The 12,839-nt window shown below is 49.2% G+C and carries 13 protein-coding genes; 5 read left to right on the forward strand and 8 right to left on the reverse strand.

The window, feature by feature from the left end; translation table 11 throughout:
* Positions 1-22: 22 nt before the first annotated feature.
* The 3 genes from J4G07_02450 to J4G07_02460 are packed head-to-tail and all read right to left on the reverse strand — an operon-like array spanning position 23 to position 2,403.
* Positions 23-1,096 (reverse strand): Gfo/Idh/MocA family oxidoreductase, encoded by a 1,074-nt coding sequence (locus tag J4G07_02450; GenBank protein ID MCE2412839.1) that lies wholly within the window; start codon positions 1,094-1,096, stop codon positions 23-25.
* Between the two features lie 25 nt (positions 1,097-1,121).
* Positions 1,122-2,069 carry a D-2-hydroxyacid dehydrogenase gene (locus J4G07_02455; GenBank protein ID MCE2412840.1) on the reverse strand — a complete coding sequence of 316 codons (948 nt, stop codon included), beginning with the start codon at positions 2,067-2,069 and terminating at the stop codon, positions 1,122-1,124.
* 46 nt (positions 2,070-2,115) lie between these two features.
* The gene (locus J4G07_02460; protein ID MCE2412841.1) at positions 2,116-2,403 is read right to left on the reverse strand and encodes a 4a-hydroxytetrahydrobiopterin dehydratase; all 288 of its coding nucleotides are present in this window, start codon (positions 2,401-2,403) and stop codon (positions 2,116-2,118) included.
* 258 nt (positions 2,404-2,661) lie between these two features.
* On the opposite strand from J4G07_02460, the gene J4G07_02465 reads away from it, so the two are divergent.
* From J4G07_02465 to J4G07_02480, 4 genes are read left to right on the forward strand one after another with little or no spacing between them, the layout of a single operon-like run.
* Positions 2,662-3,891 (forward strand): hypothetical protein, encoded by a 1,230-nt coding sequence (locus J4G07_02465; GenBank protein MCE2412842.1) that lies wholly within the window; start codon positions 2,662-2,664, stop codon positions 3,889-3,891.
* Positions 3,892-3,893: 2 nt separating this feature from the next.
* On the forward strand, positions 3,894-4,142 hold the full coding sequence (locus tag J4G07_02470; protein MCE2412843.1) for a carboxymuconolactone decarboxylase family protein: 249 nt from the start codon (positions 3,894-3,896) through the stop codon (positions 4,140-4,142).
* Between the two features lie 21 nt (positions 4,143-4,163).
* Complete coding sequence (locus J4G07_02475) at positions 4,164-4,463, forward strand: peroxidase (protein MCE2412844.1); 300 nt, start codon at positions 4,164-4,166, stop codon at positions 4,461-4,463.
* On the forward strand, positions 4,447-5,193 hold the full coding sequence (locus tag J4G07_02480) for an SDR family oxidoreductase (protein MCE2412845.1): 747 nt from the start codon (positions 4,447-4,449) through the stop codon (positions 5,191-5,193). Before J4G07_02475 ends, J4G07_02480 begins: the two co-directional genes overlap by 17 nt.
* A gap of 125 nt (positions 5,194-5,318) precedes the next feature.
* Here J4G07_02480 and J4G07_02485 read toward each other — a convergent pair whose 3' ends face one another.
* From J4G07_02485 to J4G07_02500, 4 genes are all read right to left on the reverse strand, one after another.
* Entirely contained in the window at positions 5,319-6,671 is a 1,353-nt protein-coding gene (locus tag J4G07_02485) for a PQQ-like beta-propeller repeat protein (protein ID MCE2412846.1), read from the reverse strand.
* A gap of 102 nt (positions 6,672-6,773) precedes the next feature.
* Positions 6,774-9,767 (reverse strand): insulinase family protein, encoded by a 2,994-nt coding sequence (locus J4G07_02490; GenBank protein MCE2412847.1) that lies wholly within the window; start codon positions 9,765-9,767, stop codon positions 6,774-6,776.
* A gap of 252 nt (positions 9,768-10,019) precedes the next feature.
* Positions 10,020-11,330 carry a PQQ-binding-like beta-propeller repeat protein gene (locus J4G07_02495; GenBank protein MCE2412848.1) on the reverse strand — a complete coding sequence of 437 codons (1,311 nt, stop codon included), beginning with the start codon at positions 11,328-11,330 and terminating at the stop codon, positions 10,020-10,022.
* Positions 11,327-11,800: a hypothetical protein gene (locus tag J4G07_02500; protein MCE2412849.1), complete on the reverse strand. Its 474-nt coding sequence runs from the start codon at positions 11,798-11,800 to the stop codon at positions 11,327-11,329. The genes J4G07_02495 and J4G07_02500 overlap by 4 nt, the downstream gene beginning before the upstream one ends.
* A 204-nt stretch (positions 11,801-12,004) precedes the next feature.
* On the opposite strand from J4G07_02500, the gene J4G07_02505 reads away from it, so the two are divergent.
* The gene (locus J4G07_02505; protein ID MCE2412850.1) at positions 12,005-12,169 is read left to right on the forward strand and encodes a hypothetical protein; all 165 of its coding nucleotides are present in this window, start codon (positions 12,005-12,007) and stop codon (positions 12,167-12,169) included.
* A gap of 190 nt (positions 12,170-12,359) precedes the next feature.
* Here J4G07_02505 and J4G07_02510 read toward each other — a convergent pair.
* Positions 12,360-12,839 (reverse strand): SUMF1/EgtB/PvdO family nonheme iron enzyme (locus tag J4G07_02510; protein MCE2412851.1); only part of this gene is annotated, 480 nt, incomplete at its 5' end.

Here is a 12,839-nt window from a genome sequence, read left to right on the forward strand (position 1 = left end):
CCCCGCCATAAGGGTTATAGAGTTATCTGCTCAAAGGATGCTCGCGGTTTGCGATTGGGAAGGGGACGCGTCCTCCTGACAGTTGAGACTCGTAGGCACCGAGGATCATTTCCAAGGCAGCAACAGCGTCTGCTGCCGCGGAGATCGGTTTTCGGTCGTTCTCAATCGCATCAATCAGATCGCGAATCGCGAGTTCATTGCCGCTGGAGAAAGGTGTTTGGTCTAAGTCAATTGCCTCCCACTCCTGATCCGGATTTGAAGGGAGCAGAACTGGATACGGATAAACCATGAGTCGGTTTGCGACATCACCGCGGAGCGAGAAAATCCCTTCGCTGCCGACGATTTCCATGCCGTATCTGCCAGAACCAGCCTGATCTCTCCGAGATTCAAAAAAGCCAGAGACACCGTTTTTGAAAGAAAAGTAACTGTTGATGGAATCACCGGCGACGGGTCCAACAGGTTCTGTGGGTTCGTGGTCGTCGCCGTATGCAATCTCCTTGCCGTTCGTTGTGACATGAGACTGCATCCATGCGACATCACCGACGAAGAAACGCATCATGTTAAAAATGTGGGTGCCGAGAACAATCATATCCTCACCACCCCCGCGATGGTCCTGCTTGCCGCTGGCATGAATGGCTTGGATGGTGCCGATTTTCCCATCGTCGAGCATCTGTTTGATTGCATGTGTCGCCGGAAGATAGACCGCCTGATGCGCCACAGCGACCTTTAGCCCGCGTGCTTCTGCTGTCTCAACGATTATATCTCCATCGGCGAGCGTACTCGTCATCGGCTTCTCGCTATAGACGCTGCATCCCGCCTCAAGGCACGCAGTTGTCATAGCAACGTGCTCCGAGGTCCAACGCGGACAGACGCTCACAATATCAAGATCCTCTTTCTCAAGCATTTCTCGGTAATCGGCGTAACTGCGTAAGGCACCTGCTTCTGCTGCTGCCTTTTCTCTACCCTCTTCGTTCGGATCAGAGACAGCGATAAATTCGACGTTCTCTATATTTTTATATGGGGTATGGAGTCCATGTCCGAAGTTGCCGGCACCGGTATGACCGATTGCTGCTGCACGATACGTTTTTTGACTCATTTTCTCTCCATTTCTGTGTTGTGATTTAGTATCCCTTCTGCTTGTCAACGACGTTGACTAAGGGATCACCCTTTACGTAACGATGTAGATTGTCAATAAAGAGTTGCATGGCACGTCTCCGAATGTGCTGCGAGGCACCTGCGCTATGTGAGGTCAGAATGACATTCTGCTGTTCCCACAGTGGGTTATCCGGTGGACACGGTTCTGTATACGTTACGTCCAATCCCGCCCCCGCTAATTTCCCGCTCCGAAGTGCGGTTACCAACGCCGTTTCGTCAACAACTTTTCCACGACTGACATTCACGAGGTAACTCGCATCAGGCATCTGATTAAATTGCGCATCTGATAGGAGTTTATGTGTTTCAGGGGTACTCGGACAGCATACCATGAGGACGTCGGACTTCGCCAAGAACTCCATCAACCCATCCAAACGAAAGAATTCTGATATGGTATCAGGTTTGTCGATTGGCTCTACGTCAGCGGCAATGACATTAAATTCAAACACCTGTGCGCGTGCCGCGATTGCTCGTCCGATGCCACCCAACCCGAGTATGCCCATTGTCATTCCCGCCAGTTCGATGCATGGAACACGTTCCCAATGTTTCGTCTTCATAAATTCCAATTGATCGGGAATCCGACGGGTGATGGATAAAAGGAGCGCAAAGGCGTGCTCCGCAATCTGTGTGCCATACAAGCCTCGACAGTTGGTGAGTGTAACATCACTCGCCTTGAAAGCAGGATACATAAATCCTTCAACCCCAGCATGCGGTTGGTGCACCCAACGCAATGCCGTTGCTTCTGGCATAGCATCTTCGCTAACGTGTCCAAACAAAATACCAACATCGGCGATGTGGTCACGCAAAGACGCACCGCGTGGTAAAAAGTGCACCTCAACCCCTGGGGGAACATCCGATAGCATTCCCTCAATTTCGGGTGCTTGCCGACTGCCAATCAAAACCTTCGTATTATCCATACGTCTCTCCAATGCCGGTTATGTCATCTACCTATAGAAAACCGGATTAACCGCGAATCGAATCTGCGTGCTTTGCCCACTGAAAATCGAGGTCACTGATGCCACCCGCATCGTGGGTCATTAGGTCAATCGTCACACGGTTATAGACATTGAACCATTCAGGGTGGTGGTTCATGGATTCGGCGATTAAGGCGAGTTGTGCCATGAAACCGAACGCTGTAACAAAGGTATCAAACTGGAATTCCTTGTGTAACTTACCGTCTTCTACCGTCCAACCGTTGAGTTGTCCCAAGTTTTTCTGAATTTCAGCGTCTGAGAGTTTTTTCGCTGCCATTGAACGTTCTCCTCAAGATGTGATATGTGTTGGAATCCTGAAAACCATTTCGCTATGTCCAAATCGTGCCCCTTTTCAAAGCAGACAAATTGCCCGATATAGGCATAAGCCAAGTGGCATTGACCGAAATTGTAGTGGAAAATTATAATAAATGCAAGTTAAAATAGTAACAGAGGTTTTCACCACAGCACTCATAACTTTCTGGCGCGCTTTACGACTTTATGTTTTCACTCATTCGGCTTTATACAGGAGGAACCAATGCCAGGCGCAACCACCCTTTATTTTCCAGAAGTAGGACCCGAATGGCAAGACTGGGTCCAGGTCACAAACGTGGGGACTGAAGATACCCGTGTGACCGGAATCGCGAGGCATGCCAACAACGGGCAACCCACGTGGTCTGCGGAAAAAACAATTAGTTCCTTCGAGTCCTGGATACCCCCCGTTGACGAGATTAAAACGAACTCCTCAATGCAGTTCACCGCCGACCAACCGATTGTAGCAGAACGACACATGCACAAGGACACAAATGTGCTGGATTTCATCGGCGCAGCTCCAGAATACGGAACAGTCGGCCAGCGGCTCTTCTTCCCAGAATTGGTCTCCGGTGCTCATGATTGGTTTCGGGTTCTAAACGTCGGTGAGGCAGACGCGCACGTCAACATCACCGTCAGAAACAGGAACGGCGATGTCCTCAGACAGCGCCATCATGTCATCAAGCCACTCTGCTGTTGGGATCTCAACGAAGGTGTGATGGGGAACGTTACCGGCACAGTCGAGATGCAAAGTTCACAGCCGATTGTCGGTGAACGCCATCTCCACTACCAAGGCGGTAAAACAAGTGTCGGACAATTTGGACAAGTGATTTCGGATGCACCTCGGACGCTCTTTTTGCCAGAAGTCGGTCCCGCATGGCAAGATTGGGTTGTCATCGTCAACGTTGGAAGAGAAGATGCAGAAGTAACGATGATTGCCCGGAAAGATGACGACGCACGATCAACATGGACAAAAAAACGCGATCGACTGAGACCTTTTGAGTGCTGGACACCGCCCATAGACGATATTAAAGTAAACTCCTCCGTAGAAGTGCGCAGCAATCAGCCGGTTGTCGCGGAACGACACATGCATAGTGGAACAGCCATTATCGATTTACCGGGCGCATCGGTGGAGGGTGGACAGATTGGTATTCGGCTTTTTTTCCCTGAAATCGCAGGGGGTGCTTGGGATTGGTTCCGATTCCTTAACGTCGGGGAAGCAGATGCCTTTGTCAATGTCATCGTCCGTAATCGTGAGGGACATATTCGTCGGCAAGTGCATCGTCAAATTAAACCACTCTGCTGCGTAGATATGGATGAGGAGGCAATGGGGAAAGTGCGCGGCACCGTCGAAGTGCAAAGCACACAACCGATTGTCGGTGAAAGACACCTCCATTACCAAACCGGACACAAAGGCGCGGTTGTTGGTGAATACGGCGTTGTGATTGGAGAATAAATATGGCATGGATTCAAACCGTAGATGAGGCAGATGCCACCGGGATCGTGAAAGAGGAATACGACGCAGCGATTGCGCGGGCGGGTCAACTTTACAATATCGTCATACTTTTCAGTGCCCGACCGAAAAGTATGCGTGCTTTCGTTGAGCTCTACAAAGTCGTGATGCACGACCCGGACTGCCCATTGAGTCGGATGCAACGGGAAATGATCGCCACCGTCGTCTCAAAAGTGAACGAATGCCACTACTGAATAATAGCACACGCCGATGAATTGCGGGAACAATTCACAGACGAACAGATTACACAGATTGTAACGGATTTTCAGACGGCTGATATTGACGAAACCACAAAAGCGATGCTTGAATTTGCCGTCAAAGTAACGAATGCAGCACCGACTGTTACACAAGCAGACTTGGAACGCCTGCGTAGTTACGGACTCACTGACGAGGCACTCTTCGCTATTGTGGAGGTCGTCGGGTTTTTCTGTTACGTCAACAGGATAGCGGATGCGTTCGGAATTGAATTAGACGATTTTCTGGAAGGGAGAAATTTTGATGAATCTAACGGATAAAATTGCGATTGTGACAGGCGCGGGACAGGGTATCGGCAAAGCGATTGCCATCAGACTCGCAAACGCTGGGGCAGATGTCGGTATCATGGATTTAAATATGGCAGCCGCTGAAGCGGTAGCACAGGAAATTGAGGCTACTGGACGCAAAGCATTACCCGTTCAGGCAGATGTATCACAATCTACTGATGTCAATGCCGCTGTGGAAAAAGTGATTTCCACCTTTAGTCGTGTTGACATTCTCGTCAACAATGCCGGCATTGCGGGACGGACACTGCCATTAACCGACTTAGAAGAATCGGATTGGGATGCCGTGATGGGTGTAAATCTCACAGGCGTTTTTCTCTGCTGCAAAGCAGTCATTCGTCCGATGATTGCGCAGGATTACGGGAGGATTGTGAACATTGCCTCAATTGCTGGCAAGGAGGGCAATCCGACGCTCATCCCGTATTCGGTGTCTAAGGCGGGGGTCATCTGCCTGACAAAAGCACTGGCGAAAGAGGTAACCGACTATAACATCCGTGTGAACGCCGTATCCCCCGCGGTGATCCAAACACCGATATTGGAAGGCATGGCGCAATCGACGATTGACTATATGGTGGGTAAAATTCCGTTGGGACGTGTCGGGAAACCGGAAGAAGTTGCGGCTGTGGTGAATTTCTTGGCTTCAGATGAGGCGAGTTTCGTGACAGGGCAATGCTACGATGTCAGCGGTGGAAGAGCGACGTATTAGGTAGCAGTCAGCTGTCTGTATTCCGATGAATCAAGGAAGAGCGCGGCCGGGAGATCGATCCTACAGAAAGAGGCGGAGTTTTACCTCCGCCTCTAACTTATAGTCTCTCAATTGAAAAATCGTTTCTATTCTGCGATACAGTAGAGATACTGACCGCCGCGGAGGAATAACTCCGAACCCACAACTGCAGGTGAAGCGTTGAAGCTATCGTCCAACGTGTTTTCCGCTATGATTGTAAATTCGGGACCGTGCTGGAGAACGTTCACGGTTCCGTTCCGTCCGGTGATGTAAACGCGATCCGATGCCCCAACAATCGAAGCGTAGACCCCAGAAACACCCTGTAACCGTTTCGGACCGTAGTGCGCCTCACCAGTTTTAACATTGAAAGCAGTGAGGATACCGTCGTTGCTTTTCAAGAAATAGAGTATATCACCATAGAGGAGTGGCGACGGAACATAAGGGGTATCCCGACCGTGTTCCCACACAATTGCCCCTGAACTGCTAATATCACCCATTGCTTTTGCAAGATGGACTGCCTTCAAGTCACTGCCTCGGAAACCACTCATCAGATAAACGAACCCGTCAGCAGCGACAGGTGAAGGAATACTATTCGCAGTCAACCCATCGCCTTCCCACAAAAGTTCACCCGTTTCCAAATCGTAACTACGGACACGATTTGTCCCTGCGGTAACCACTTGATATTTCCCATCCTGTTCAACGACAATCGGTGAAAACCAAGTTGTTCTTTCATTGCGGTCGGTCTTCCATAACACATCCCCTGTCCGCTTGTCAAGCGCGGTAATAAAGGAATCACCCTCATGGTCCTGAACAATAACGAGTGTGTTACCGTGAAGAACAGGTGAACTCCCTTCTCCGAAGGTATTGCGTTTATACATCGTGCCAACATCTTTTTCCCATTTCACATTGCCCATCATATCCACACAGTAAAGCCCGCGCGAACCGAAATAAGCATAGATGAACTCACCATCGGTGACCGGAGAGTTTGAAGCGAAAGTGGCATCTTGATGCGTGCCTTCATGGGGATTTAACTCTCGCAGCGTTTTCTGCCAGAGGATACTCCCATCATTTCGATTGATGGCGATAAGATTAAACTTGTAGGCGTTTTCAACTGCCCCTCGTCCACGCCTTTGGTTAAAGAAACCGCTGAACGGGTTGTCATCGCCTGATTCCTCGGCTTCTGCTTTCGACGCTTCCCCCTTAATTGCGGTTTGGATGAAAATTTTGTCTTCCCAAACAATTGGCGCGGCATGTCCTATGCCGGGGATAGCGACTTTCCAACGGATGTTTTCAGTTTCACTCCATGTCGTGGGTGGACTGGCTTCAACTGCGACACCAGTTGCGTGAGGTCCGCGCCAGTGGTGCCAGTTCTTCTCGAAACCGATTGGCTGTGACGCGCTCGCTGCGATCACCGTCAAAGTAAGGGTAAACACTGTTAGAATTGCGATTCTCTTTATCATCTTGATTCCTCTCATGTTTATTGTAAAAATGGGTTACTAAATTGCTATACTTAAGGGTGATTCATTACACCTTGCAGACGCTCCGCCACGCCTGTAACTAAATTAGCCTATAATATCCTCAATGACAAGCGGTTGTGCTAATTCGTTATTTGCTGCTTCCAGTTTTTCACGACTTGAAACGACACACACCGCGGCTTTGTCTCGGTTTTCCTCCAAGAGTTGCAGAAGTGCCCGTTTTACCTCAGCAGGGGTGGCACGTCGGAGTTGCGCGTAGCGTTCTTCCCGCATCTCACGTGTCTGTCCTACAAGGTATTGACTCAGCGCATCACTCGCTGCTTGACTCGGACGAATTGGTTTCTCAGCAGTTTTCGCTGTCGCGATAATCGCTCGATCAATGTCTGTCTGTGTCCATTGGACCTGTTTAACGTAGTCGGCTGCCTGTTCAAAGACGTTGAGCGTCCGTGCGACGTGTGGATCGCGATATGAGGCTTGATACAGTTGCGCATCAAACGGACTGTAGTTGAAATATGCCCCGTAAGCGTTGCCTTTAAAGCGGATCTCGCTCATGATGTAATCCAATCGCAGAATATGTGCGCCGATAGTGAGCAGCGTTGAGTCAGGATCCGAATAGTGCGGTGCCGGGATCACGTGTGCACAGTAGGCAATCTGAATAGGACCGGCTAATCCTTCTCTCGGCGGTGTCCGAAACGGTTGAAACGCAATGGATTCTGACGGAATCGACTCCTCTCGCATCGCGCTGAGCCACTCACCAAGTTTAGTGCGTGTCGTTTCAAAAGCGGTATCGGAACCCGTGAAACTCGCGGTCACGCGCCCGCGGGTCAGCAGGAAGTCGCGAATCGCTTCTATATGACATATCAACTCGGCGTTAAGTTCGTCAAAATTGTTGAGGAACGTTTCGCTGTTGTGGAGTTGCGGAAGACCAAAAACAATTTCCGAGAGATGTGATTCTGGTGACAGACCTCGCGAAGCGTGATGAATCGCTGTATTCAAGCCGTCCTGAATCATTTCCGTCCGGTATTCAGCAACAGCCTGCACCAAGACATCACGAAGGCGTTCTGTATCGCGCGGGTTCACAGCAAAGACAAGGTCATGGAGCACATCAAGTGCCTCGTCGATTTTGCCATCAAGTGCTTTGAGATGAAAACGCATGTTTTGCAAGGAGCGGTTTGTATCAAGAGCATGCGTACTGAATCCCGGTGAACAGCCGATCCCACCGGTAACAGCCGATGTCCGATGCGCTATCTCCGCGTAGTCCATATCGGCAGCACCGAGTTTGCTAATCGCATCGGTGTATCTCGGTAGGTAACTCCAAAGATGCTCCGGCAAGCCTTGCAAATCGAAGTTTAGGACGAGATAGTTAACGCCATTGGCAAAGACATCATTGTGAAGAAGCGGACGACCCTCAACGTTCTGAACCGTTGTCGGGATATGTCTCGGTTTTTCGGGTAGATCGCTCACCTGAAGTTGCGGCAGTTTCGCCAATGCTTCAGGTGAATTCGGTTGTGCGTTGAGACGTTCCAATTCAGCGGCATCCGCGGCAATCCGTGTCACCTGTTCATCCGTGAGTTGTGCGCGTATCTCCTTCATTTGTTCGACGAGTTCGGCATCGGTTTTTGCTTGTTTGTCTCTATCTGGAGATAGAACGCTTGTCAAACGATGTGGATTTTCAATAAGCCGCTTACGGATGACTTCATTGAAAATCGCTGGATTTTCCTGCCATTGCTGACGGACATCCGCGAGCGTTTTCCCCATTTTCAGGAAGGTGTTTGAATCCTTCTCATATATCCAACCCTCAATGACACGTTGGAGCATGCGGAGCGGGAACATCGACGCAACCTCTTGATAGTGATAGGTTGCTTGCTGGAACGCGGCTTCCACCTTCTCACTATCAATCTCTGAATCCGCAACCTCTGTGAGTGTATCGGTGACGAGTTCGGTAAACGCTTCGACACGCTCGGTTTCACTTCCCTTGAGGAGAAGGTAGAAAGTTGCCGCTGCCCCGATAGAACCAGCACCCGAATAGACGAGATCCGCGCCGAGTTTGGAATCGATAATCGCTTTTCGGAGTGGTGCAGCTTCATTGCCCAGAAGAATGAGACTTAAAATACGCCCCAAAACTACCTCTTCAGGATCAGTCGCATCTCCGATGAACCAACTCAACATCAGGTACGTTTTCTCTGTGAGGGGTTCATCCGCGCCAACAGGATAAGTATCCATTACAACTTGTGGTGATTTCCATTTCGACTGATGGGTAACTTCTGGACTAAGGGGTCGCAAGGCGGCACTCGCCTCGTTTCTCGGAATCTTATCCAGTTTATCCGCGAGAAAGGAAAGATAGTCGCTTGTTGGGATATCACCGTAGAGGAAGAAGTAACTGTTACTCGGATGATAATAGGTTTCGTGGAATTTCTTCAGCTGCTCGTAGGTCAAATCCGGAATTGCATCGGGATCTCCACCAGACTCACAGGCATAGAGCGTATCTGGAAGGAGTCGGCTCGTCATTGCGCGATACAACAGTGATTCTGGATCCGAGAAGACCCCTTTCATCTCATTATAGACGATACCGGTTACCTTCAAATCGCCAGTCGGATCTTCGGGATTAACAGGTGCGAGATGGTGCCCTTCGCGCTTAAAGGTCTCCTCCGTGAGGAGTGGATGGAATACCGCATCAAAATAGACTTCTGCTAAGTTGAAGAGATCCTTCTTTACATTGCTCGCTACAGGATAGTAAGTATGATCTGAACTGGTCATGGCGTTGATAAAGGTTGCCATGCTCATCTTGATCATTTCAAAAAACGGTTCTTTAACCGGGTATTTCTGTGAACCCGCTAAGACGGCGTGCTCAAGTATATGCGGGACACCTGTATCGTCCGATGGTGGGGTCGGAAAATTAATGGAGAAGAGGTTCTCTGTGTCGTCCGTGTAGAGATGTAGTAAGCGGGCGCCGCTATGTTGATGTGCTAATTCAATCGTCACCGCTCGCAATTCGTCGATCGGTGTGACGGCTTTGACTTCAAAGCCGTGCAGTTGTTCGCCGGGACGTAAATCTACCTCCGGCATTCGGGTCGTTTCCATTATTTAATTGTTCCTTGCGGTTCGGTTAGCGTGCTATGGGAGTTAACGTTCTCTTCCGTAGAGCCGCCTTCCACTACGTTTCAGGCTCATGATCTTTGACTCAAAAGAAAAAACGTTCCTAATTATTCCTTGCGGTTTTTTAATTATTCCTTGCGGATAAGTAACGTTGGCTCGGACTTTCACGTGCCTTTCAATATATCCGTCCTCCACTACGTTACGGACTACGTGTTTCGGCAAAAAAGAAGAAAGTTACTATCTTTCCAAATTAGCACAAACGAGTTCTTCATCGTTCCGAATGAAGACGTGTTTATAGGCAAACGCGGGATGTGCCCATGTAACACCGCCTCTTCGGTTCAACTGATCGCGTGTCGGTTCAATCAATTTGGCGCGACTGATAATATTCAGTCCTTCAGGAGAGAGTTCTGTAATGAGAAGTTCGCCGTGTTCATTGAACATCCAGACCTTGTTATCCGATGATACAGGGTGTTTAACGAGATGAATATTGCTCCAGCGCGCTTTCCTGACGGCGGAGAGGTCTTCCCAAATCCGATCCCCATTCCGTGCATCCAGACAGCGGAGTTCACCGTAACTATCGACACCGTAGATGTAATCCCCAAAACGCACAGGGGTCGCCATCGTCGTCTGAAGTGCATCGGTATGCTGTTCGTTTTTGCCTTTACGATGCCAGCCGAGTTCTACTGACAACTTATCCTGGGACACTTTCAGAAGAAGCGAGCCTTGACGGAACTCAGTAACGAACAATTCATTCTGGTCGAAAATAGGTGTAGCAATAGCTATCTCGAAACTCTCGGGTGGAAACGGATAAAGCCAATAGACTTCACCGGTCTGTGGATTGAGTCCCGCTATATTCGCACCCGTCCAACAGACAAGGACGCGTTCACCTGCTTGCGTGATAACAATCGGTGCTGAATAAGAGGCGTTATCGTCCAATGCTTTCCATTTTTCTTCACCGGTTTTCCTGTCAAATGCCACAATACAGGCATCGGGTTTGCCGCCGATTTGAACGATTAGGTTTTCTCCTTCAACAATAGGCGCGCTCGCGATACCCCAGATAGGCATATTAATATTATATTCGGCATTGAGATCTCTTTTCCATACGATGTCACCCGTAGCAGCGTCAAAACAGTGCAGATGTCCCATCGCACCCAAGGCGTAAGCGAATCCGTCATGCAGAGTCACAGTCGCACGCGGTCCTGCTGTATAGTCAATCTTGTATACGCATTCATAAGTGTAGGACCAGATGGATTCACCCGTCTCCGAATCAAAACAGTGAACACGCTCGATCTGTTTCGGCTTTGTAACCCGATCGGTAACATAGACACGTCCATCAGCGACACTCGGTCCGCTATATCCACTTCCGATACGAACCCGCCAACGCAGCGGAATCTGCTCACCTTCAAATTCTTCAATGATTCCCGTTTCGTTCCAAACACCCTTGCGGTCTTTCCCGCGCCACTGGTGCCATTCATCGGCACTTGAGAGTTGCGCTTGCATTGCGACGATCGCAAATACTGCAATGAGTAGGTATGTAAATTGTTTCATAAGTTTTTTGTATAACTCCTCAGCCAGAGAACCATCTGTTGATAGACCTCTGTTACCTCTTTATATTCTGATTTTAGTTTGGCTAATTCCGCATGCGGTCCGTCAATTCGACTCCGCTTGAGTGCGTCTGAATTCCGATGCGTATCGCCTTGATATGTAATCTGGACCAAAGGTTCAAGGTGTGCAACATCGGCACTGGTGTCGCGTAAATATTCCCAGATGAGTCGGGTTGCACAGGTGCTGTTTCTGTTCTGAAATGCGGGAGGCTTGTGATCGAATCGGTATTTTTCAGGGACGCATGTATTTCCGACATCCACAACACAATCTGCATGCAACATGAGTTTCTCTGGCACTTTTCGGCTCACAAACAGGACCTCTGACGCGTGGTCTTTGAAGAGGAAATCTTGGGCGATCCATGCGCTAACAATGGCATCAAGGTCTGGATTTGCGTGTGTGATAATCCGTTTCAAATTTTTTGATTGTTCCTTAGCGTTGATTCGCAAAAACCTCCACTGGGGTGTAGAGAGTGCTTGAAAGACTTTCTTTAAACGTCCAAAACTTGTGAGTAGCAACTTAGATTATTATAAAGTATAGCACAGCACAAGGATAGATGTCAATTTAGGATTTCTGTGATCCCGTAGGTTGGGTTGAACGGTGCTGAGAGGAAGAGGTCGGTGTTTCAAACACACGTCACATCCAAGATACTGCCATATACACTCAAGAACACAGGGAAACCCAACTTCGCGCCGCCAGAGGCTCGACACTCCAGACAAATGCGTTGGGTTTCACTCCGTCTCTCGTTGATGGGACGTGTATGGAGAAAACCCGTTTTTCTATGATTTTTTACGGTTTTGGTGGCATCCGTTCTACCCAACCTACGATGGTATAGAATTAGGAAAATATTACTTAAACTTCATAAATCTTGCCATTGGAACTACAGATCGCATGAAAACCGTATAAAACCTTTTGTTATTAACGATTTAGAAAATATATATCCCTAATACGTTATTAGAGGAACCCCTGTTAAAACTACTCTCCAGGCGGCGCGTCTATAACGCATCGAAACCCGCGTAAGAGGGAACCAGGCTCGCCACCGAGACGACTGGCGCATCGGGTGAAATCCAAATTCTCTGCCCAACCGCCGCCTTTTAGAACATGTCCATCACCGGTCTCAGGTCCCTTCGGATTGATATTAGGCGGTGAGGTCTGATAATAGTTTGGATCATACCAATCGGACACCCATTCCCAGAGATTGCCCGCCATATCGTGTGCCCCGTAAGGGCTTGCACCTTGTGGAAACTGTCCAACGGGTGCGGTCTCTTTATAGCCATCTTTGCGTCCGGTGCCATCATTTCCGCTGAGTTTTGTTCCGTCCCACTCATCTCCCCAGGGCCAAATACGTCCATCTGTTCCACGAGCGGCTTTCTCCCATTCCGCTTCTGTTGGCAACCTTTTGCCTGCCCACACGGTATAAGCGACTGCATCCTCCCACTCCAAGACAACCGCAGG

The organism is Candidatus Poribacteria bacterium (assembly GCA_021295715.1).
In the GTDB taxonomy this organism is placed as follows: Bacteria; Poribacteria; WGA-4E; order WGA-4E; family WGA-3G; genus WGA-3G.